At 64.8% G+C, this 22,556-nt stretch carries 20 protein-coding genes; 16 read left to right on the top strand and 4 right to left on the bottom strand.

Features of this window, described 5'->3' with window-relative positions; translation table 11 throughout:
• The first annotated feature begins 62 nt into the window (after positions 1–62).
• Genes ASD04_RS11750 through ASD04_RS11715 form a run of 8 tightly spaced genes read left to right on the top strand, consistent with a single transcriptional unit; the run spans position 63 to position 8,632 of the window.
• Positions 63–1,427 (top strand): acyclic terpene utilization AtuA family protein, encoded by a 1,365-nt coding sequence (locus tag ASD04_RS11750; RefSeq protein WP_156461224.1) that lies wholly within the window; start codon positions 63–65, stop codon positions 1,425–1,427.
• Positions 1,424–1,804: a hypothetical protein gene (locus ASD04_RS11745; protein ID WP_056256936.1), complete on the top strand. Its 381-nt coding sequence runs from the start codon at positions 1,424–1,426 to the stop codon at positions 1,802–1,804. The genes ASD04_RS11750 and ASD04_RS11745 overlap by 4 nt, the downstream gene beginning before the upstream one ends.
• Positions 1,805–1,824: 20 nt before the next feature.
• Positions 1,825–3,396: an ABC transporter substrate-binding protein gene (locus ASD04_RS11740; protein WP_056256934.1), complete on the top strand. Its 1,572-nt coding sequence runs from the start codon at positions 1,825–1,827 to the stop codon at positions 3,394–3,396.
• A 3-nt stretch (positions 3,397–3,399) separates the two neighbouring features.
• Positions 3,400–4,302, top strand: a complete 903-nt coding sequence (locus ASD04_RS11735) for an ABC transporter permease (protein ID WP_056256932.1) — start codon at positions 3,400–3,402, stop codon at positions 4,300–4,302.
• 1 nt (position 4,303) lies between these two features.
• Entirely contained in the window at positions 4,304–5,248 is a 945-nt protein-coding gene (locus ASD04_RS11730) for an ABC transporter permease (protein ID WP_056256930.1), read from the top strand.
• Complete coding sequence (locus ASD04_RS11725) at positions 5,245–6,264, top strand: ABC transporter ATP-binding protein (protein ID WP_056256927.1); 1,020 nt, start codon at positions 5,245–5,247, stop codon at positions 6,262–6,264. Before ASD04_RS11730 ends, ASD04_RS11725 begins: the two co-directional genes overlap by 4 nt.
• Positions 6,261–7,205 carry an ABC transporter ATP-binding protein gene (locus ASD04_RS11720; RefSeq protein WP_056256926.1) on the top strand — a complete coding sequence of 315 codons (945 nt, stop codon included), beginning with the start codon at positions 6,261–6,263 and terminating at the stop codon, positions 7,203–7,205. The genes ASD04_RS11725 and ASD04_RS11720 overlap by 4 nt, the downstream gene beginning before the upstream one ends.
• Positions 7,202–8,632: a carboxylesterase family protein gene (locus tag ASD04_RS11715; protein ID WP_056256923.1), complete on the top strand. Its 1,431-nt coding sequence runs from the start codon at positions 7,202–7,204 to the stop codon at positions 8,630–8,632. Before ASD04_RS11720 ends, ASD04_RS11715 begins: the two co-directional genes overlap by 4 nt.
• On the opposite strand, the gene ASD04_RS11710 is transcribed toward ASD04_RS11715, so the two are convergent.
• Positions 8,633–9,847, bottom strand: coding sequence for an ROK family transcriptional regulator (locus ASD04_RS11710; RefSeq protein ID WP_056256921.1), 1,215 nt, complete (start codon positions 9,845–9,847; stop codon positions 8,633–8,635).
• 180 nt (positions 9,848–10,027) lie between these two features.
• Between ASD04_RS11710 and ASD04_RS11705 the strand changes: the two genes are divergently transcribed.
• The 3 genes from ASD04_RS11705 (at position 10,028) to ASD04_RS11695 (ending at position 12,949) form a co-directional block, all read left to right on the top strand.
• Positions 10,028–11,041, top strand: a complete 1,014-nt coding sequence (locus ASD04_RS11705; protein ID WP_056256919.1) for a sugar ABC transporter substrate-binding protein — start codon at positions 10,028–10,030, stop codon at positions 11,039–11,041.
• Positions 11,042–11,114: 73 nt separating this feature from the next.
• A complete protein-coding gene (locus ASD04_RS11700) occupies positions 11,115–12,176 on the top strand; it encodes an ABC transporter permease (protein ID WP_056256916.1) in 1,062 nt (353 codons plus the stop codon).
• The gene (locus ASD04_RS11695) at positions 12,152–12,949 is read left to right on the top strand and encodes an ATP-binding cassette domain-containing protein (protein WP_200940257.1); all 798 of its coding nucleotides are present in this window, start codon (positions 12,152–12,154) and stop codon (positions 12,947–12,949) included. The genes ASD04_RS11700 and ASD04_RS11695 overlap by 25 nt, the downstream gene beginning before the upstream one ends.
• Here the strand turns inward: ASD04_RS11695 and ASD04_RS11690 are convergent.
• On the bottom strand, positions 12,946–13,944 hold the full coding sequence (locus ASD04_RS11690; RefSeq protein ID WP_056256909.1) for a LacI family DNA-binding transcriptional regulator: 999 nt from the start codon (positions 13,942–13,944) through the stop codon (positions 12,946–12,948). The two genes, ASD04_RS11695 and ASD04_RS11690, sit on opposite strands and share 4 nt — an antisense overlap.
• A 23-nt stretch (positions 13,945–13,967) precedes the next feature.
• Positions 13,968–14,975 (bottom strand): Gfo/Idh/MocA family oxidoreductase, encoded by a 1,008-nt coding sequence (locus ASD04_RS11685; protein WP_056256908.1) that lies wholly within the window; start codon positions 14,973–14,975, stop codon positions 13,968–13,970.
• A 141-nt stretch (positions 14,976–15,116) separates the two neighbouring features.
• Here ASD04_RS11685 and ASD04_RS11680 point away from each other — a divergent pair, with 141 nt between their 5' ends.
• Together ASD04_RS11680 and ASD04_RS11675 are read left to right on the top strand one after the other, a co-directional pair.
• Complete coding sequence (locus ASD04_RS11680) at positions 15,117–15,845, top strand: ThuA domain-containing protein (protein ID WP_056256905.1); 729 nt, start codon at positions 15,117–15,119, stop codon at positions 15,843–15,845.
• A gap of 36 nt (positions 15,846–15,881) precedes the next feature.
• A complete protein-coding gene (locus tag ASD04_RS11675; RefSeq protein WP_056256902.1) occupies positions 15,882–17,903 on the top strand; it encodes a glutaminase family protein in 2,022 nt (673 codons plus the stop codon).
• A 57-nt stretch (positions 17,904–17,960) separates the two neighbouring features.
• Here ASD04_RS11675 and ugpC read toward each other — a convergent pair whose 3' ends face one another.
• Positions 17,961–19,040, bottom strand: a complete 1,080-nt coding sequence (gene ugpC / locus ASD04_RS11670) for a sn-glycerol-3-phosphate ABC transporter ATP-binding protein UgpC (protein WP_056256899.1) — start codon at positions 19,038–19,040, stop codon at positions 17,961–17,963.
• Positions 19,041–19,395: 355 nt separating this feature from the next.
• Between ugpC and ASD04_RS11665 the strand changes: the two genes are divergently transcribed.
• The 3 genes from ASD04_RS11665 to ASD04_RS11655 all read left to right on the top strand — a co-directional run bounded on the left by ASD04_RS11665 (position 19,396) and on the right by ASD04_RS11655 (position 22,508).
• Complete coding sequence (locus ASD04_RS11665) at positions 19,396–20,649, top strand: extracellular solute-binding protein (RefSeq protein WP_056256896.1); 1,254 nt, start codon at positions 19,396–19,398, stop codon at positions 20,647–20,649.
• A gap of 78 nt (positions 20,650–20,727) precedes the next feature.
• A complete protein-coding gene (locus tag ASD04_RS11660) occupies positions 20,728–21,654 on the top strand; it encodes a sugar ABC transporter permease (RefSeq protein ID WP_056256894.1) in 927 nt (308 codons plus the stop codon).
• A gap of 8 nt (positions 21,655–21,662) precedes the next feature.
• Positions 21,663–22,508, top strand: a complete 846-nt coding sequence (locus ASD04_RS11655; protein WP_156461241.1) for a carbohydrate ABC transporter permease — start codon at positions 21,663–21,665, stop codon at positions 22,506–22,508.
• The last annotated feature ends 48 nt before the right edge of the window (positions 22,509–22,556 follow it).

Raw genomic sequence — 22,556 nt, 5'->3', positions numbered from 1 at the left:
GACAATCATCGTTGACATTATCGATAATCATAACGATGATAATGGCGATCAGGGAGGTCTACGTGTATCGCATTGGCAGTGGCGCTGGCTTTTCGGGCGACCGCATCGACGCCCCGCAATCGGTGGTGGCGGCAATTGCTGCCGCCGGCGAGGGCGGGGCCGTGATCTTCGAGACCTTGGGCGAACGCACCCTGGCGCTGGGGCAGATCGCCAAGCGGCAGGACGCGGCGCGCGGCTACGAGCCGCTGCTCGAAGACCTGCTCGAACCCATCCTCTCCCTCTGCGTGTCATCAGGCATCGTCATCGTCGGCAATTTCGGTCAGGCCAATCCCCCGGCCGCCGCCGCCGCCATCCAGGCGCTGGCGACCCGGCTCGGCCTCGGCAACCTGCGCATCGCCGTGGTCTCGGGTGACGACCTCGTTGGCCGCATCGACCTGTCGCAGACCGAGCGCTGGGATGGCGACGGCAGGCTGCCCGGCATCGATGGCGATGTCATTGCCATCAACGCCTATCTGGGGGCCGGAGCCATTGCCGACGCCATCAGGGCCGGCGCACAGGTCGTGGTCACCGGCAGGGTGGCCGATCCGGCGCTTGCGTTGGGGCCGCTGGTGGCGCATTTCAACTGGTCTTGGGACGATCTCGATCGCATCGCCGCGGGGACGCTGGTCGGGCATCTGCTCGAATGCGGGGCGCAGGTTTCGGGTGGCTTCTTTGCCGATCCGGGCTTCAAGGATGTCCCCGGCACCGCCGATATCGGCTTTCCCATTGCCGAGGTCGCGGCCGATGGCAGCTTCGTCATCACCAAGGCCAAGGGCACCGGCGGGCTGGTCGACCTGCGCACGGTCAAGGAGCAACTGCTCTACGAGATTCACGACCCGGCAGCCTACCTCACCCCCGATGTGACGCTCGATATTACCGATGTCGACCTGGAGCAGGTGGGGCCCGACCGCGTGCGCGTCACCGGCGCCCGGGGCCATGCGGCGCCGGCCCGGCTCAAGGCCACGGTCAGCTTCTATGGCGACTGGCTGGGCGAGGCGGAGATTTCCTATGCCGGGCACAATGCCCTGGCGCGGGCGCGACTGGCCATTACCACCATCAATGAGCGGGTCCGCATGCGCGCCATCCCGGTGCGCTACCGCGCCGATATCATCGGCACGGTCAGCGCCTTCGATTCCGACGACGGCGATTTCCTCGCCGATTTCGCCGATACGCCCTCCGGCGACTATCGCGTGCGCTTCGCCTTTGGTGGCGGCTCGCAGCGTGAGGTCGAGCGGGCGGTGCAGGAGGTCAACGCCCTCTATTGCTGCGGGCCGGCCGGCGGCGGCGGCGTGCGCCAGAGCGTGCGCCCGCGCGTGCGGACACTGTCGCATATGGTGCCGCGCGCGCTGGTCGAAACCCGTTTCCATTTTGCGGGAGAGCAGCCGTGACCGCGTCCACGCAGATAGTGAGCCTGCACCGGATCGCCCATGGCCGCTCGGGTGACAAGGGCAACCGGCTCAACGTCAACATCATCGCCTTCGAGGCCCGTCACTGGCCTGTGCTGGAGGCCGAAGTGACCGCCGAGCGGGTGGCCGCCCTGTTCGCTTATCGCGGCGTTACCCAGGTCACCCGCTACGAACTGCCCCGCCTGGGCATCCTCAACTTCGTCATCGAGGATGCGCTGGAGGGTGGCGTCAATTCGAGCTTGGCCGTGGACACCCACGGCAAGTGCCTGAGCTATCTCGTACTCGGATTGGACGTCCGGGTGCCCGTCGAACCAGGTGAAGGCCAGGCGGCCGAACCTGTGCTGCAAACTGCCCGCTAAGGGCAACAAGGGAGGAAGAAATGAAGCTCGATTCTGTCATGCGACGGGCCTTGCTGGCCGGGGCGTCGCTTGCCGTCGTGGCGGCTCAGCCGGTGCTGGCCCAGGACTTTCCGCAGGGCGGCACCCTGCGCATCGCCATTTCGCAGATGGCGCCCTCGCCCGATCCGGTGGTCACCACCTTCGGCGTGAACTGGGCAACGGCGGGCGTGGTTTGCGAAGGCCTGTTCGCGCTCGACGAAAGCTGGACGCCCCAGCCCATGCTGGCCGACAGCTTCGCCTATGGCGAGGATGGCAAGACGCTGACGGTTACCTTGCGTGAGGGGCTGAAATTCCACTCCGGGGCCGCCCTGACTTCGGCCGACGTGGTGGCCTCGCTGGAGCGCTTCCGGGAATCGGCCGGTATCGGCGCCGCCTTCAAGGGCGCGGTGTCCGCCATCACGGCCCCCGACGCCAAGACCGTGGTGTTCGAGCTGCCAGCGCCGTCGCCGATCATTCCGGGCCTGCTGGCCGGATCGCAGGCGGTGATCATGTCAACGGCTTCGCTGGAAGGCGCTTCGCCCACCGAAGCCACCCGCGGCCTCGATTGCACCGGGCCCTATACGCTGACCGAATACCAGCCCGACCAGGGCGTGACTATGACCCGCTGGGACGACTATGCCAGCCGCAGCGAGCCCAGCTCGAGCGCATCGGGCATGAAGCATGCCTATGCCGACCAGATTGTCTTCCGCCTGATGCCGGAAGCCTCGGTGCGCCGCGACTCGCTGATCACCGGCGAAATCGACATTGCCGGCGAGCTGCCCAGCGATTTCTACGATGCGCTGCAGAACGACCCCAATACCGAAGCCGTGGTGGTGCCCAACAACCAGTCGCTGACTGTGGTGTTCAACACCAAGGAAGGCGTGGCCGCCGACGTCAACCTGCGCCGGGCGATGTATTACGCGCTGGAGATGGAGCCGATCATGCTCGCCTCGGTGGGCAACCCGGAATTCTATACGCTCGATCCAAGCTGGATTCCCGATCCGAACTCCTTCTGGTACACCACGGCAGGCGTTCCCGAAGGCTTCGGCACGCCCAACCCGGACAAGGTGAAGGAATATTTGGCCGCCTCGAACTACAATGGCGAGCCGATCCGCTGGCTGGTGGCTTCCGAGCAGTACCAGAAGCATTTCCTGACCGCGATCACCGCCTCCCAGCAGTTGGAGGAATACGGGATCAACGTCGAAATCGTCGAATCGCCGATGGCCAACTATATCCAGGCCCGTGCCGACGCCACGGCGATGGACGCTTTCTCCAGCTTCCTACCGACCTATGTCGATCCGACTTCGATCGCCTATTTCAACGCCAGCTATCCCGGCTTTTGGGAAGATCCGGACAAGATGGAGCTGATGCAGCAGATCGCCACCACGATCGATCCCGATGAACGCAAGGCGATCTTCGAGAAGCTGCATGCCCTGGCCTATGACCAGTTCCCGTTCATCAAGTTCGGCACCGAGGCGAACATGTATGGCATCCGCAAGGGTGTGGGGAATCCGGCCCGCATTCCATCGCGCGCCGGCGACTACTACAATGTCGCCCCGCCCCCGCAGAGCTGATCAATGACCCTTACCCAGGCGACATCTCCCGACCGCCTGCCCGGTGGTGACGAAGAGGCCTTCGTCACCACCAACAAGACGGTCTGGCAAAGGCTGCTGGCCAATCCCACGGCCATGGCGTCCATCGTCATGCTGGCGATCCTGACCCTGAGCGCGGTGCTTGCGCCGCTCCTGGCGCCGGGCAACCCGCTGCGCGTCAGCCCTGCCGACCGTTTCATACCCCCCGGCGCCGAGCATTTCTTCGGCACCGACAATCTGGGGCGCGACATGTTCAAGATGGTGCTGCATGGCGGGCGCACCTCGCTGTTCGTCGGCCTCGTCGTCACCGCCATTTCCATGTCCATCGCCGTGGTGCTCGGCGCGATTTCCGGCTTCTACCGGCAGGTCGACGTGGTGCTGATGCGCTTGGTCGATGGGCTGATGGCCTTTCCCGGCATCGTGCTGGCCACCGCCGCCGCCGGTATCATGGGGCCCTCGATGACCACGGTCATCACCTCGCTTTCCATCGTGCTTATCGCCCCCAGTCTGCGCGTGGTGCGCGGCCAGGTGCTGGTGATCCGTGAATTGCAGATGATCGAGGCGGCCCGCGCCGTCGGCGTGCCGACGCTGCGGCTGTTCACCCGCTATATCCTGCCCGCCGTGAGCTCGCCCATCCTGGTGCAGGCGTCGTTCATCTTCTCCGCCGCCGTGCTGGGTGAAGCGGGGCTGAGCTTCATCGGCGTGGGCATCGGGCCCAAGGAATTGAGCTGGGGTAACGCGCTGACCGAAGCGCGCAATTACATCGCCCAGGCGCCCTGGATCGTGCTGTTTCCGGGCCTGGCGCTGATGCTCACCATTCTTGCCCTCAATCTTCTGGGCGACAGTTTGCGCGATATTCTCGATCCGCGCCTGGCACGGAGGCGCTGACATGCTGCGCTATCTTGGAAAACGCTTCCTGCTGATCCTGCCCACGATCTTCGTGCCGCTGATCCTGGTCTTCCTGCTGCTGCGCCTGTCGCCCGGCGACCCCGCCGGCATGATGCTTGGCGATCAGGCTACGGCCGAACAGATCGCCGCCTTGCGGACCCAGCTCGGGCTCGACCAGCCCATCTTTGTGCAGTTCCTGCTCTGGCTCAAAGGCATCGTCACGCTCGACCTGGGCAATTCGATCTTCTTCCGCGAGCCGGTCATGCAGATCATTCCGCGCTATGCCGGCGTGACAATCCTGCTGACGCTGGTGGCGCTGACGCTGGCCGTGCTGATCGGCGTCAGCATGGGCCTGATCTCGGCCATGAACCGAAACAAGCCGATCGACCGCGGCGTGGTGACGACCGCCGTTCTGGGCATATCGCTGCCCGAATTCTGGTTCGCGCTGCTGCTGATCTTCCTCTTCGCGGTGACCCTGCGCTGGTTTCCGGTGGCCGGCTACAACCCGCCCTCGGCCGGCATCGTCGCCTTCGCCGCGACCATCTTCATGCCGGCGATGGCGCTCGGCGTGCGGCAGTCGGCCCTGATGACGCGCATGATGCGCTCCTCGATGCTCGATGTGCTCAACGAGCCCTATATCACCACGGCCCGCGCCCAGGGACTGCCGGAAAGCACGGTTATCGGCCGCTACGCCATGCGGACCGCCGCCATGCCGGTGATCACAGTGGCGGGGCTGTCGGCCGGCTATATGCTGGGTGGCGCCGTGACCATCGAGATCATCTTCGCTTTGCCGGGCCTTGGCCGCATGCTGGTCGAGGCGGTGGGGCGGCGCGACTATCCGCTGGTCGAGGGCGGCGTGCTCACCATTTCGCTGGTGCTGGCGGTGCTCAACCTCGCCATCGACCTCATCTATGCCATTCTTGACCCCCGGATCCGCTACCAATGACCGCGCACATCGCCCCATTGCCGGCCGATCTTGTGTCGCCGCAAACCGAACGACCCACCGTGCTGGCCGTCGAGGACCTCGGCCTGTCCCTGCGCAACGCCGATGGGCTACTGCCCATCGTCACCGACGTGTCCTTCTCCATCCGCGAAGGCGAGGCGGTGGCTCTGGTGGGTGAAAGCGGCTGCGGCAAGTCGATCACCGCCTCGGCCATCATGGGCATCGCCCCTGACAATGCTGTTATCACCGGCACCATCACCCTCAATGGCAAGGTGATCTCGGGTCTGTCGCCCCGCGACCGTCGCCGGCTGTGCGGCCGGCATATGGGCTTCATCTTTCAGGAGCCGATGACGGCTCTGCATCCCACGCTCAGCATCGGCCGGCAGATGACCGATACGCTCCGGCACAATCTGGGGCTGAGCCACGGCGCGGCGACCGACCGGGCCGCCGAACTGCTCGGCCGGGTGGGGATTCCGCGGGCCCGCGACATCCTCAAGGGCTATGTGCATGAACTGTCCGGCGGCATGCGCCAGCGGGTGATGATCGCGCTGGCCATTTCCTGCGGACCGTCACTGATCATTGCCGACGAACCGACCACGGCGCTCGATGTGACCATCCAGGCGCAGGTGCTCGACCTGCTCGACGACATGCGCCGCGAGTTGAACCTGGCCATGCTGTTCATCACCCACGATCTCGAAGTGGTGGGCGATTTCTGTGAGAAGGCGGTGGTGATGTATGCCGGCGACGTGGTCGAGCGCGGCTTGAGCGCCGATGTGGTGCGCGCCCCGGCCCATCCCTATGCGCGAGGTCTGATCGATGCGGTGCCGGCCCATGACGATGGCCGCACCCGCCTGACCCCGATCCTGGGCACGGTGCCGCCGGTGGGGCAGTGGCCGGAAGGCTGCCGCTTCGCGCCGCGCTGCAGCCGCGCCGATGGCCAATGCGGCACCCGCCCGTCGCTCGAACGACATGGCCCGACCGACGCCCGCTGCTGGCACCCGCTGGAGACCATGCCATGAGCACCGAAACCGTCCTCTCCGTCGCTGGCCTCTCCAAATCGTTCCGGGCCGTCAAGGCGGTGCGCGATGTGAGTTTTTCCATCCCGCGCGGCAAGACGTTCGGATTGGTGGGCGAGTCGGGATCGGGCAAGTCGACCACGGCCCGCCTGGTGCTGCGGCTGGTGGAGCCGAGTGCCGGCTCGATCAGCTTTCGGGGCATGGATCTTGCTGGGCTTTCGAGCGGCGACCTGCGCGCCGAGCGGCGCCATATGCAGATGATCTTCCAGGACCCGTTCGGCTCGCTCAATCCGCGCATGAGCGTGCGCGATACGCTGGTCGAGCCGCAACTGGTGCATGGCATCGGCACGCCTGCCGAGCAGTTGAAGACCGCCGAGCGGCTGCTGGCGGAAGTCAGCATGCCCCGCGCGGCGCTCGACCGCTATCCACATGAATTTTCCGGCGGGCAGCGCCAGCGCATCGCCATTGCTCGGGCGCTGGCGACCAATCCCGAAATGATCGTCGCCGACGAGCCGGTCAGCGCGCTCGACGTCTCGGTGCAGGCGCAGGTGCTCAACCTGATGCGCGACCTGCAGGACCGCCACGGCACCACCATGCTGTTCATCTCGCATGACCTGCGGGTGGTGCAGTTCATGTGCGACGAGATCGGCGTCATGTATCTCGGCGAAATCGTCGAGCAGGGGCCGCGCGACCGCATCTATGGCGCGCCGGCCCACCCCTATACCCAAGCCCTCCTCGTCTCGGCTCCGGGCAAGGCGGGTGGCCAAAGGGCACGGCTCAAGGGCGAGATTCCCAGCGCCCATGCCGTGCCGTCAGGCTGCGCCTTCCGTACGCGCTGTCCGCAGGCTTTCGAGCGCTGCACCGTGGAAAAACCGGTAATGCGCGATCTTGGTGGCGGCCAGAAGGCCGCCTGCCATCTGCTCGATGGGGCAGTTGCGGCATGAGCGGCGCAAGCGTGGTCGATATTGCCAGCCGCGAGGCCGTCTATCGTGGCTTTCGCGACCAGAGCGGGGATCGGTTCCTCGGCATCCGCTATGCCGCGCCGCCTGTGGGTGCGCTGCGCTTCAAGGCGCCGCTCCGCTTCGAAAATCGTGGACTGGTCGATGCGACGCGCCACCGCTTCGCGCCGCCGCAGGCCGTTCGCTCCGCGCCGGCCTGGGCGCCACAGGGCGATGGCTTCGAGACCGGTGAAGACTGCCTCAATCTCAACGTCCACACGCCCGCCGCCGATAATGCAAGGCGGCCGGTGATCGTCCACGCCTTTGGCGGCGGCTTCCAGGGCGGCGCGGCGCATGGCTCGTTCCACAACGAGGCGGCCTTCACCCGCAATGGCAATGTGGTGCTGGTGCGCCCCAATATGCGCGTCGGCGCGCTGGGTTTCCTCCATCTGGGTGAGGCGTTCGGGCCGGATTATGCGTCCGCCAATCGCGGCATGCTCGACTTCATCGCCGCCTTGCGCTGGGTCCATGACAATATCGCGGCCTTTGGCGGCGACCCCGACAATGTCACCCTGGCCGGCATGTCCTCGGGGTCTTTCACCATCGCTGCCCTGTTTGGCGTCGATGGCCTGGCCGACCTCTATCGCCGGGTCTGGCTGATGAGCGGGCCGGCCAGCCGCATCATCGCGCCGGAGACTGCGACGGCGCTGACTGCCGATTTCCTGGAACGGGCGGGCGTGCCGCCGGGCGACGAGGCGGCTTTGCGCGCGCTGCCCATCGACACGATCCTGGCAGTGCAGGAACAGGTGCTGGCGACCCATCTGGGCGAGCGCAACGCGCCGGGCGGGCGGACCTTCGGCATCGTGCTCGATGGCGCGAGCCTGCAGCGTCATCCGCTCGACGGGTTGGCTTCGGGTCGCTTCCGCGATCATCGGATTGTGGCCGGCTGGGCGCGTGACGAGGCGCGCATGTGGTACGCCTTCGGCATGATGCCCGAGGTCACGAGCCGCGCGGCCTTGCTGGCCTCCATTGCCCGCTTCGACGGTGCCGGTGCGGGGGCCAGTCTTGCTGCATTGGAGGCGGAGAGACCGGGGCTGAGCTTCACGCAATATGAGGAAATCTTCCTTTCCCGCGCCATTTATCGCGAGCCGGCGCTGCGGACACTGGCCAGCCATGCGGCGGCTGGTGGCACCGGCTTTGCCTATGAATTTGCCTGGGTCCCGGCTTTCGAAGGCGGGCGGCTGGGCGCGGCGCATGGCTCCGACGAACCCTTCGTCTTCGGCGACCTGAGCCGCGTGCCGCTGGCCAGGGGCGACGAGACAGCCGAAGCGCTGGCGGCCAGGATGTCCGGAGCGCTGTTCGCCTATGCGCGGAGCGGCGACTGCGGCTGGCAGCCCTATTCGGCTGGCGGCCCGATGGCGCGCTTCGACTAGCTACCGCCCGGCATTGCGAGCTGCCGACAGGGCCTGGCTGCCATTCATGAAATAGCGCTCGAACAGAGGGCTGGTGGCGGCGCCGATAGCGCGGGCATTGCCGCCGACCACGCCGGCCTCGATCTGCGGGGTGACGAGACCGCGCATATCCTGATTGACCAAATAGCGCCGCGTGCGCTCGACCAGGGCCTGCTTGACCGGTTCGGGGAAGGCGCCGTCGATGACGATGGCTTCGAAGTCGATGACGGCGCAGACCGACAGGCTCGCCTTGGCCAGTTCCTGCGCCGTCTGGCCCAGCCAGGGCTCGACGAAGCGGGTGAGGCGGCTCCAGTCCTGCGGCTGCGCCCAGAGCTCGTTGGGGTCGATGCCGAATTCGCTGAGCCGCGCTTCGAGCAGGTGGATCGAGGCGGTATCGATGAGCTGCTGGCTTTCGCCATGCGGGCCGAAGCTGCGCAGCGAGCCCAGCGCCCCGGCATTGCCCTGGTGGCCCTGATAGACCGAGTGGTTGAGCACTACGCCGCCGCCGATAAAGGCGCCGATGAAGAAATAGGCGTAGTCGCGGAATTCCTTGCCGCGTCCATAGATATGTTCGGCCTGGCAGCCGGCCGTGGCATCGTTGACCACGCTCACGGGCAGGTCGGTGAAACCGGCCAGTTCGGCGCGGAAATCGATATCTTTCCAGGACGAGAATTCATCGGCGGGGGCGCCGACCAGCTCGTTCCATTTCCACAATTCGAACGGGGTGGCGATGCCGATGCCGCAGATGCGGTCCCGCTCGGCCGGTGTGCAGCGGGCCAGGATCGATTCCATCCCGTCCTGCAGGAAGCGGAAGATCGGCGCCGGCATGGGGTATTTGTAGGTCAGCTGCAGCTGGTGGCGCACCGTGCCGCGGAAGTCGCTGAGCAGCAAAACGGCGCTGCGCCGGCCGATCTTGTAGCCGAAGGAGAGCACGCCGCCTTCGGCCAGGCTCATCGGCACCGAAGGCTTGCCCACCTTGCCCTTGATCGGCGTGCCGCGCGACAGCAGGCCCTCGGCTTCCATCTCGCGCAGGATGATGGAAACGGTCTGCGGCGACAGGTTCGCCATGCGCGCCAGATCGCTCCCGGCGGTGGGGCCATTGCGCTGCAGCAGCGTCAGCAGCAGGCGCTCGTTATAGTCGCGTACGCCGCTCTGGTTTACGCCGCTGCTGAGGGATCGAATGATTGTGGGGCCCATGACCCGGCACCATAGTTGGAGCTTTGCCGGGGCGGAAGCCGTCCGGAGACGAATAAATAAATAAATTAGATTTATATATTGACGGGCGGTTTTGAACTGGCCACGATAGGGGCGTCCAATCAGCGATAGGCCAGCCAGGACCGGGGAGGAGCCCGGTCCGGCGTCGGCCAGGGAGAGAAAATGAACAAGCTGCTTTTGAGCACTGCATTGTGCTTTGCCGTCCTGTCGGTGCCCGCGATGGCGCAGGAGGTTTCGGCCTGCCTCATCACCAAGACCGACACCAATCCATTCTTCGTCAAGATGCGCGAAGGCGCTGAAGCCAAGGCTGCCGAACTGGGCGTGACGCTCAAGTCGTTTGCCGGCAAGGTCGATGGCGATCACGAAACCCAGGTCGCCGCTATCGAGACCTGCATCGCCGATGGTGCCAAGGGCATCCTGCTCACCGCCTCGGATACTTCGGCCATTGCCCAATCGGTGCAGAAGGCCCGCGATGCCGGTCTGCTGGTGATCGCGCTCGATACCCCGCTCACCCCGGCCGATGCGGCCGACGCCACCTTTGCCACCGACAATTTCCTCGCCGGTGAACTGATCGGCAAATGGGCCGCCGGCAAGCTGGGCGCCGAGGCCGCCAATGCCAAGATCGCCATGCTCGACCTCGCCGTCAGCCAGCCCACGGTCGACGTTCTGCGCGACCAGGGATTCCTCTCGGGCTTCGGCATCGAGCTGGGCGATCCCAATAAATGGGGCGACGAAACCGATCCGCGCATCGTCGGCCATGACGTGACCGCCGGCAACGAGGAAGGCGGCCGCAAGGCCATGGAAAACCTGCTCGCCAAGGATCCCATGATTAACGTGGTCTATACCATCAACGAGCCTTCGGCGGCGGGCGCCTATGAAGCGCTCAAATCCTTCGGGCGCGAGAATGACGTGCTGATCGTATCGGTCGACGGTGGCTGCCCGGGCGTTGCCAACGTCAAGGACGGCGTCATCGGGGCGACCTCCCAGCAGTATCCGCTGGACATGGCGGCACTCGGCGTCGAGGCGATCAAGACCTGGTCCGATACCGGCAGCAAGCCGGCGCCGACCGAGGGCAAGGATTTCTTCGATACCGGCGTCAAGCTGGTGACCGATACGGCCGTCGATGGCGTCGACTCCATTGACAGCGCCAAGGGCGCGGAGCTCTGCTGGGGCTAGTCTAGCCTGCCAATGAACTTGAGGGGCGGACCAGGTGTTCGCCCCTTGCCTATCCGCACGGGGAGGAGAACCCATGTCGAGCGAATCCGATCTGGACGCGGCCAATGTCGCGCGTTCCGAGGCCGTCGCCACCTTCGATCACCAGCCGGTCGGGCTGCTGTCGCGGCTGCAGCACGCATTGCACAGCTCGCCATCGCTGGTGCCGCTGATCGTGCTGGTGCTGTCGATCATCATTTTCGGCGCGCTGCTGGGGGCAAAGTTCTTCTCGTCCTTCGCGCTGACGCTGATCCTGCAGCAGGTGGCCATCGTCGGCATTGTTGGCGCCGCGCAGTCGCTGGTGATCCTGACCGCCGGCATCGACCTGTCGGTGGGCGCCATCATGGTGCTGAGCTCGGTCATCATGGGGCAATTCACCTTCCGCTACGGCCTGCCGCCTGCCTTGGCCATCGCCGTGGGACTGGCGGGGGGCACGTTTGTCGGCTTTATCAACGGCTGGCTGATCGCCCGCATCAAGCTGCCGCCCTTCATCGTGACCCTGGGCGTGTGGCAGATCGCGCTGGCCTCCAATTTCCTCTATTCGGGCAACGAGACCATTCGCGCCCAGGAGATCGAAACCCAGGCGCCCTTGCTGCAGTTCTTCGGGCAGACCGTGAGCTTCGGCGGGGCGGTGTTCACCTATGGCGTGTTCTTCTTCGTGCTGCTGGTGCTGCTGCTGGCCTATGTCCTGCGCCACACCGCCTGGGGCCGCCATGTCTATGCGGTGGGCGACGATCCCGAGGCGGCCGAGCTGTCGGGCGTCGATACCAAGCGCATCCTCATCTCGGTCTACATGCTGTCGGGCCTCATCTGCGCCTTTGCCGGCTGGGCCCTGATCGGCCGCATCGGCTCGGTATCGCCGACCTCGGGCCAAACGGCCAATATCGAGAGCATTACCGCCGTGGTGATCGGCGGCATTTCCCTGTTTGGCGGCCGCGGCTCCATCCTGGGCATGCTGTTCGGGGCGCTGATCGTGGGAGTCTTCTCGCTCGGGCTGCGCCTGCTTGGCGCCGACGCGCAATGGACGTACCTGCTGATCGGCGCGCTCATCATCGCCGCCGTGGCGGTGGACCAATGGATCAGAAAGGTATCGGTCTGATGGAAGCCATTCTCAAGGCGCGCGGCCTCAACAAGCGCTATGGCCGGGTAACGGCGCTGGACAATTGCGACTTCGACCTGATGCCGGGGGAAATCCTGGCAGTTATCGGCGACAATGGCGCCGGCAAGTCGTCGCTGATCAAGGCCCTATCGGGCGCCATCACGCCCGATAGCGGCGAGATTTTTCTCGAAGGCCAGCCGGTGAGCTTTCCCTCGCCCATCGCGGCCCGCAACGCGGGGGTGGAGACGGTCTACCAGACGCTCGCCATGTCGCCGGCCCTCTCGATTGCCGATAACATGTTCATGGGGCGCGAATTGCGCAAACCCGGCTTCATGGGCAGCGTGCTGCGCCAGCTCGACCGGCCGGCAATGGAACGCATCGCCCGCCAGAAGCTCAGCGATCTTGGCCTGATGACCATCCAGAATATCAACCAGGCGGTGGAGACCCTGTCCGGCGGGCAGCGCCAGGGCGTTGCGGTGGCGCGGGCGGCGGCTTTTGGCAGCAAGGTCATCATCCTGGACGAGCCGACCGCGGCCTTGGGCGTCAAGGAATCACGGCGGGTGCTCGAACTGATCCAGGACGTGCGGGCGCGGGGCATTCCGATCATCCTCATCAGCCACAACATGCCGCATGTCTTCGAAGTGGCCGACCGCATCCATGTGCACCGGCTGGGCAAGCGGCTCTGCGTTATCGACCCCAAGGATTATACCATGTCCGACGCGGTGGCCTTCATGACCGGCGCCAAGGCGGCGCCCGGCCTCGCCCTCGCCTAACGCCGCGGCAGATCGCCGGTACTGCGGCCCCAGCGCACCATGCACTCGATGACGCGCTGCTCCGGCGCGACATCGGCGGGCTGTTCGATGAACTCGGCCAGGGCCGCGCTCACCGCACCGGGCGGCGGGGCGATGGTGGTGATCGAATGGCTGTCCCAACCCGCCAGCGCCACGCCATCGTGGCCGACAATGGCGAGATCGTCCGAAACGACAAGGCCCAGCACCGCGGCCGCATCCTTGACGCCGATGGCCATCAGGTCATTGGCGCAGACGATGACGTCAGGTCGCATCCGGCGCAGCAGCAGGGCGGCTTCCTTATAGCCGGACTCGTAGGTGTAGTCGCCATGCTCGACCAGGTCGAAGACCAGGCCATGCCGGGCCAGGGCCGTGGCGAACCAGCCCATGCGCTGCTTGTCGACATGACTGGAGGCGCGGCCGGAGAGATAGACGAAATGCCGCCGCCCCTGCGCCACCAGATGCTCGACAATCTCTTCCGTGGCCGCGCCGGCGTCGAGCCGCACATCGGCAATGTCGCGACCGTCAAGCGGTTCGGACGAGGCGATAACAGGAATAGCCGAATGGAAGATGCGGGTCGCGTCATCGATGGAGACGGCGTCGGAATAGAGCACCACATGATCGACCTGATAGGTCGAGGCGATGCGCATCAGCTGGTTGCGATCCTCATGGTCGGCGCAGCGCAGCACCAGCGGTAGCCGTTCCTGCTGCTGCAGGCGCTGGATCAACTGGTCCAGCCCCTCGGCCTCGGCCGGGTTGGCGACCGTATTGACCACCAGCGCCACCAGCCGCGACTGGCTGTTGTTCAGCACCCGCGCCATGGCATTGGGGCGAAAGCCATACTCGTCGGCCAGCGCCAGGATGCGGGCGCGGGTCGCGGGCTTCATGCTGGAACTGGCGGCAAAGGCGCGCGAGATCGTGGCCGAGGAAACACCGGCGAGCTTTGCCAGTTCGACCGATGTTATGCCCTTGCGCCGCATTCCGCCTCGCTGTCGCCCTGCCTTCAGGGCTCAGCCACCTCTAGCGTAACCGCATCGCCATCGCGAGAGGCCGAGAGCTTGATGGCGTCCCACAGCCGCGCAAAGCGCAAGCCATTGGCGACGGTGGATGGATTGGCCAGCCGCCCGTCGCGCACCGCCTGGAACGTGTGCATCGGCGTGTCGCGGGTTTCGCCTTCCTCGCGCGGCTCGGCCACGCCATCGATGGTCACCTCGCGCCATTTGCCCCAGGCATCGATGCGCACGATGGCCTTGCTGTAGAAGAAGGTGATGGCCGAGGCGCAGCCCGGCGGGCCTTCGCCGGCGGCATTGAAGGTGACCAGCGCACTATTGGTGAGCCGCGCCGCCACGGCGGTCGCCAGATCCACGGCAATGCCGCGATTGTTGGCATAAGCGGAGAGCCGGGCGAACTCCGCGTCGGCCAGTACGCAGACGGTATTCATCATGTGGGCGCCGGTATCGAACATGAAACCGCCGCCTGATATCGCCGGATTCTGCTTCCACTGGCCGGCATAGTTGTTCTTCCAGCCTTCCCATATCGCCGCATTGACGCTCACCAGCTCGCCGAACTCGCCCCGCCGCGCCCTGTCGCGCGTATCGTGGACGAGGGGAGACAGCCCGCCCTGGAAGGCGATGACCACGGTGCGGCCGGTGCGCTTTTCCGCCTCCACCAAAGCGAGGGCTTCCTCGACCGTGGTGACCATCGGCTTTTCCAGCAGCAGGTCGTAACCGGCTTCGATCACCGCCAGAGCGTTGGCGCCGTGGAACACATGCGGTGTCGAGACATAGACCGCGTCCATCTGGCCCTGCATGGCGGCCAGCATGGCATCGGCATCGTCATATTCCGCGGGGCGGGGGGCGCCGGCGGCCTGGCAGGTATCGGCAAAGCGCTTGCGCGAGATTTCGCTGACTTCGGCGGTGGCGACGATATCGACATCGTCCATCGCCGCCCAGCCGCGCGCATAGTCGGCGGCCTTGAGGCCCGCCCCGATCACACCCAGGCGCAACACCATGATTTCCTCCAATGCACACGCTGCCGCACCGCTTCACGTTGAATCATAAAGCACATCGACAGCCTCTTGCCTGCAAAATGTAGACGTGTACATTATCGCGCGTCAAGGCCGCCGAATGGCGCCAAACAGAGGGAGAGAGACGTGACCATCCGCGTGACCATCTGGAACGAAGGCCGCCACGAAAAGCGCGATGCGCCCGTGGCGAAGATCTATCCCGATGGCATGGATGGCGCGATTGCCGCGGGTCTCGAGGACCGCGACTTCGCCATCGAGCGCCGCTCTATCGACGATCCCGAGCAGGGCCTGACCCAGGAGCTGCTGGACCGGACCGACGTGCTGACCTGGTGGGGCCATGTGGCCCATGATGAGGTCAAGGACGAGGTCATCGATCGGGTGCAGCAGCGTGTGCTCGCCGGCATGGGGCTGGTGGTGCTCCATTCCGGGCATCACTCCAAGATGTTCCGCCGCATGATGGGCACCAATTGCAACCTGGCCTGGCGCGAGCTGCCCGAGGGTGACCTCGAACGGGTCTGGGTGACCAATCCGAACCACCCCATTGCCGAGGGCGTGCCGCCCTTCTTCGAAATTCCGCAGTCGGAAATGTATGGCGAGCCCTTCGATATTCCGGCTGCCGACGAGATCGTCTTCATGAGCTGGTACAAGGGCGGCGAGGTGTTCCGCTCGGGGTTGACCTTCTATCGCGGCCTGGGGCGCATCTTCTATTTCTCGCCCGGCCACGAGACCTTCCCGATCTATCACCATCCCATGGTACAGCACGTCATCGGCAACGGCATTGAATGGGCCGTGCGGCCCCATTCTGGTGCGCGCAAACTCGACAATTGGCATCGCAAGGAGCCGATCCATCGCTAGCATGGCCCCTGAGTCGCGACCGCCGAGGAGATATCGATGAGCAAAGCCACTACCGCGCGCGCCCCGGTGACGCCGCTGATCCTGCATGACCCGTTCATGAGCGTGTGGTCGTGGTCCGATACGCTAACCGACACCTGGCCGGCACACTGGACCGGCAAGCACCAGCAGATGAGCGGCATGCTGCGCATCGATAGTCAGCCATATCGCTTCGTCGGCCGCTCCAATCGCATGGCCGACAGGGTGCCGGCAATGGAGCAGCTTTCGCGCGAGGTGACGCCTTTGCGCACCGTCTACCGCTTCGCAGCATCGGGCATCGAGCTGACGCTTGCATTCACCAGCCCGATGCTGCCGGACGATCTGGAACTGCTGGGCCGTCCGGTGAGCTATGTCGATATTTCGGTGCGCTCGACCGATGGCCGGGAACACGAGGTCGCCGCCTATTATGATTGGTCCGCCAACTGGACGGTGGGTGATGCCGAGACCGAGCTGAGCTGGGGCCGCCATCGTGCCGGCCCGGTGGAGTCGCTGTTTGTCGGCGCGGCCGAGCAGCGGCCGCTCAAGCGCTCGGGCGACGAGGTGGCGATCGAATGGGGCTATCTGTTCGTGTCGTCGCAGCCCGGCCTGCCGGCCACCGGGGCTTTCGGCGATGGCCATGCTTTGCGCGAGGGCTTTGCCAGAACCGGCGCCATTCCCGACCGTGACGATGTGCGCGAAACCAGGCCGCTGCGCATGCCGGCGGGCAGTTCGCACAAGGTCACCGCCTTTGCCACAGATCTTGGCCGCGTCGGCGCTACAGCGAGGAGTTGGAGCCTGGTGGTTGCCTATGACCAGGTCTGGGCGCTGACCTATTTCGACCGCCGCCTGCGCCCCTATTGGAGCCGCAACGGCCAATCGGCCATCGGCCTGATCGAGACAGCCTGGGCCGAGCGCGACGCGGTGCTCAAGCGGGTCGAGGCCTTCGACGCCGCGCTGATTGCCGATCTCGAGGCGTCGGGCGGCGAGATCTACGCCCGACTGGGCATCCTCGCCTTCCGGCAGTGCCTTGGCGCCCATATCATGGCCGAGGATTTCGGCGGCGACCTGCTGCATTTTTCCAAGGAGGGCAGCTCCAACGGCTCGATGGGCACGGTGGACCTGACCTATCCCGGCGCGCCGTTTTTCCTGCATTTCAACCCGGCTCTGCTGGAAGCGCAGATGCGCCCGGTGCTGGCCTATGCGAAATCGGGCCGCTGGCCCTTCCCCTATGCGCCGCACGATGTCGGGCACTACCCCTGGGCCAATGGCCAGAATTATGGCGGCGGCGACCGCACCGAGCATGACCAGATGCCGGTGGAGGAAAGCGGCAATATGCTGATCCTCGCCGGAGCGCTGGCACAGAAAACCGGCAGCACGGCTCTGGCCGAGGAATTCTGGACCGAACTGACGCGCTGGGCCGACTATCTGGTGACGAGCGGGCTCGACCCTGACAACCAGCTCTGCACCGACGATTTCGCCGGGCATATGCCGCACAACGCCAATCTCGCCATCAAGGCTATTCTGGGCATCGGCGCCTTCGGGCAGTTGTGCCAGACGCTGGGCAGGACGGCGGAAGCAGAGCGCTATCTGGCGGTGGCGCGCGACTGGGCGCAGCGTTGGGAGCAGATGGCTAATGACGGCAAGTCCTACCGCCTCGCCTTCGACCAACCCGGCACCTGGAGCCAGAAGTACAATCTGGTGTGGGACCGGATTCTCGGGCTGAACCTGTTTGATACGGGGATCGCCGAGACGGAGCTGGCGCATTATCGCAGCAAGCTCAACCGCTATGGCCTGCCGCTCGACAGCCGCAAGGCCTATGCCAAGCTCGACTGGCTGGTGTGGAGCGCCTGCCTCACCGGCAGGCAGGACGATTTCGACGCCATGCTGGCGCCCCTCGCTACCTGGCTCGATGACGCGCCGCAGCGCGTGCCGCTATCAGACTGGTTCGAGACCGACACCGGCAAGCAGCCCGGCGGCCACGGCTTCTGGGCCCGCTCGGTGGTGGGCGGGATTTACATCAAGCTGATGCTGGACAAAGGCTAGCCTGGCACTCGCCTCCGAGGGCGGTCCGGCGGTTGTTTGGCCATCGTGGAAGAAGTGCTACAGCCGCAAGCCCTGGGCGTCGAAAGCCAGGCACGCGGCCGGGTCCAGCCCGACGCTGACTTCGGCGCCAGCCGGAATGGCTGAATGGCCCTTTTGCTGGATGGTGATCTTGGCCCCGTTGCGCCCGGTGGCGTAGACGTAGGACACACCGCCGAGCTGCTCGACCACCTGGGCTGTAGCCGTCAGCATGGTGCCGCCGGCATCGACGAAATGCTCGGGACGGATGCCCAGTGTCACGGCATCGCCCACCTTGGCGCTATTGCCCCGGACACGCACCTCTATCGGATTGCCATCGAAGTCGACCGGTTGCAATGTTGCTGTCAGGTCATCGACAGCGGTCACGGTCGCCGCGAGAAAATTCATCCGCGGCGAGCCGATGAAGCCGGCGACGAAAATATTGTCCGGATTGTCATAGAGGTCGATCGGGGTGCCCTGCTGCTCGATGCGGCCGGCGCGCAAAACCACGATCTTGTCGGCCAGCGTCATGGCCTCGACCTGGTCATGGGTCACATAGACCATGGTGGCGCCCAACTCCTGGTGCAGCTTGGCGATTTCGATACGCATCTGCACGCGCAATTCGGCGTCGAGATTGGATAGCGGCTCGTCGAACAGGAAAGCCTTGGGCTGGCGCACGATGGCGCGGCCGATGGCGACGCGCTGGCGCTGGCCCCCGGAGAGCTGGCGCGGCTTGCGGTCGAGCAGCTCGTCGAGTTCGAGAATACGCGCCGCCTCGGCGACACGGATGGCCACCTGGTCGCGCTTCATGCCGCCCATCCGGAGGCCAAAGCCCAGATTCTGCTCGACGGTCATATGCGGGTAAAGCGCGTAGCTCTGGAACACCATGGCGACACCACGCTCGGCCGGATCGAAATCGGTGACATCCTCGCCCCCGATCAGCACCTGTCCGGCGCTGGGCTCCTCGAGCCCGGAAATGGTGCGCAACAGCGTGGACTTGCCGCAACCGGAGGGGCCGACAAAGACCACGAAGGCGCCATCCTCGATATCGAGGTCGATGCTGTGCAGCACCGGCACGGCGCCGAAGCTCTTGTTGATCCCCCGCAGTTTCAGCTCGGCCATTGTGGGTCTCCTCCTCTTGCGCGGTGGCACCGGCGGTCTCTGCCATCTGATGCCTTCGGGCACGGTATTTAGTGAGTCATCGAAACTAAAAGGCAAGGTCGATTTAGGATATGCCCGGCCAGCAATGATACGTTATCCATATAAAATACTGATATAAATAGATAAAAGACAATTCCGAGTTTGGACAGCGCTGCTGACCATTCAATGAGGCACGTACATCTTGCCTATCTTTTACGGAATGCGTAGAAAGTATCAAGCGGGGATCGCACGGGAGGACGTGCCCCCTGCCGCAGCCGGAAGGCGCCCATAAGAGGCATAACCGGGCTGTTGTGAGGACATGAGGAGGAGGAAGACCATGAAGAAGCTTGCGCTTGCCGCAATGCTCAGCGTCGCCGCCATTTTTCCGGCCGCTGCCCAAGAAGTCGTAGACTGGATGCATATCGCTTCGATTCCCGAGGAAGTCGCCCTCATGGAAGCCGCCGTGGCGGAATACGAGGCCGCCAATCCCGACGTGAAGATCAATATGCAGTTCCTGGAAAACGAGGCCTTCAAGGCCAAGCTGACCACTTTGCTGCAATCGGATGCCGCACCGGACATCTTCTATTCCTGGGGTGGTGGCGTCCTGACCGAACAGGCCGCGGCTGGCGTGCTGCGCCCGGTCGAGGATCTGGTCGACCCCGCGGTTGCCGAGGCGCTCGGTTCGGGCGGCATGTCGGCCTTTACCCGTGACGGCCATATCTATGGCCTGCCCCAGCAGGTGAGCGAAGTCGTGCTGTGGTACAACAAGGCCCTGTTCGAGCAGGCCGGCGTCGATCCGGCGAGTCTTGAGACCTGGGAAGGTTTCCTGGCCGCCATCCAGACCTTCAAGGATGCCGGCATCACGCCTCTGGCGGTCGGCGCCAAGGACAAATGGCCGGCCCATTTCTGGTGGTCCAAGCTGGTCGTCCGGCTGGCCGGGCAGGACGCGTTCGACGCGGCGCGCAAGGGCGAGAACGGGGGCTTTGCCGCCGAGCCCTTCGTCAAGGCCGGCGAAATGTTCCTCGAACTGGCCGCGCTCGAACCGTTCCAGGAAGGGTTCCTGGCCGCCTCCTATGGCGATGCCTCGGGCTATTTCGGCGACGGCAAGGCCGCGATGCACCTGATGGGCGACTGGGACTACGGCGCCATGAAGGACAACTCGGCCAACAAGCAAGGCATTCCGGACGACCAGCTCGGCATCCTGCCGTTCCCCACCATCGAGGGCGGCGCCGGTGACCCCACCGACACGCTGGGCGGTATCAATGGCTGGCTGTTCCACAAGAACGCCTCCGACGCCGCCGTCAAGTTCATGGAATGGTACACCTCGGCCGAGGTCGGCGCCCGCTTCGGCAATGCCGGCTTCTTCATTCCGATCGCGGCCGGCGCCGCCGACGGCATGACCAATCCGTTCAAGGTGCAGATCGCCCAGTCGATCAACAATGCCCACTGGCACGCCATCTTCTTCGACCAGGAACTGGGGCCGCAGGTGGGTGGCGTGGTGAACGACATCTCGGCTGAACTCGCGGGCAATGCCCTGTCGGCCGAAGAGGCCGCGGAGCTGGTGGAAGAGGCTGCGGCCGACATTCGCTAGACCTTGTCTGCGCTCCCGGCGGATGCTCTCCCATGTGTCCGCCGGGTTCCCCGCCGAGGATTGTCCGAGGAATAGCCCGTGACCACGATCGCCTCGTCCGCCGCAATATCCGCGCCGCGCCGCGCCCGCCGCTACATGGACCGCAAGAGCCTGGTGCCGCTGCTGCTGTTCATTCCGCCGGCATTGATCCTGTTCGTCGTGCTCGTCGTGCTGCCGATGATCGACGCGGCCAGCTTTTCCTTTTTCGACTGGACCGGCTACGGCCCGATGACCGATTTCGTCGGCTTGGACAATTACGACGACGTGCTGAGCCATCGCCATTTCGGGACCGCGGTGCGCAACAGCCTGCTCGTCATTGCAGTGTCGCTGCTGGTGCAATTGCCGCTGGCCATGTGGGTGAGCCTGGCGCTGGTGGAAAAGCGCTGGAGCGTCAACGTCATCCGCACCCTGTTCTTCCTGCCCTACATGCTGGCCGAAATCGCCGCCGGCCTGATCTGGAAATTCGTCTATGACGGCAACTACGGCATCATCCCCACTGTCGGCGACGCCATCGGCATGGAGATGCCCTTCGTGCTGGGCGACAAATTCTGGGTGATGCCGGCCATCATGCTGGTGATCGTGTGGAAATATTTCGGCTTCCACATGATGATCTATATCGCGGGCCTGCAATCCATCCCCTCCGAGGTGATAGAGGCGGCGCGGCTCGACGGCGTCAAGAAATGGCAGATCGTGCGGCATATCAAGCTGCCGATGATCTGGGGCTCCATCGTCATTTCGGTGTTCTTTTCCATCATCGGGGCGCTGCAGCTGTTCGACCTGGTGATCCCGTTGTCCAACGGCGGCCCCAACAATTCGAGCCACACCATCGTCACCTTCCTCTACCAGTTCGGCATCCTGCGCATGAAGCTGGGCTTTGGCGGCGCCGTCAGCGTCATGCTGTTCATCGCCTGCGTGGTGATCACGGTGATCTACCGCCGCTTGCTGTTTTCGAGGGAGGTCGACTGATGGCCGAGATGAGCGTGGATCGCAAACGCCGCCGGCGCCCGGAAATCTCGATCTTCCAGTGGCTGACGCTGGCGCTGGTTGCCGCCTTCATCATCGTGCCGTTCTACACGACGATATTGGGCGGTTTCAAATCCATCGGCGAATTGCGCACCAATCCCTTCGGCCTGCCGGCCAGCTGGGACCCGGCCAATTTCACCGGCATCATCTTCGGCACGGCCCTGTTCCGCTCGCTGTGGAATTCCCTGTTCATCGCCTGCTCCACGGTGGCCCTGTCGGTACTGGTTTCGTCCATGGCGGCCTTTGCGCTGGCCCATATCCGCTTTTTCGGCAGCAAGTTCCTCATGAGCTTCTTCATGCTCGGCCTGCTGTTCCCGGCCTCGACCGCCATCCTGCCGCTGTTCATCAAGCTGCGCGACCTCGGCCTGCTCGACAAGCATCTGGGCATCATCATCGCCCAGGTGGCATTCAGCCTGGCCTTTTCGATCGTGCTGTTTCACAGCTTCTTCAAGCGCCTGCCGGGCGAGCTGATTGACGCGGCGCGCATGGACAATTGCGGCTACCTCAGGATTTACTGGTACATCACCCTGCCGCTGAGCCTGCCCATCATCGCCACGGTCGGCGTGTTCAATTTCGTCGGCAGCTGGAACAGTTTCCTGCTGCCGCTGATCGTGCTCAACACCGACACCAATTACACCTGGCCGCTCGGCATCATGCAGTTCCAGGGGCAATATGGCTCGGACTGGCCGAAAATCCTGGCCTATCTGACGCTGACCATCATCCCGGCGATTGGATTTTTCCTGCTGGCGCAGCGCTACATCATTTCGGGGCTGACGGGTGGAGCGGTGAAGGGCTGAGGAGCCTCTCCCAATCACCGGCCCCCCACACACAAGGGGGAGAGAGGC

The organism is Devosia sp. Root436, from assembly GCF_001426345.1.
In the GTDB taxonomy this organism is placed as follows: domain Bacteria; phylum Pseudomonadota; class Alphaproteobacteria; order Rhizobiales; family Devosiaceae; genus Devosia.
Note: the sequence above shows the minus strand (reverse complement) of the source record. Positions and strands in the feature narration are given on the sequence as shown.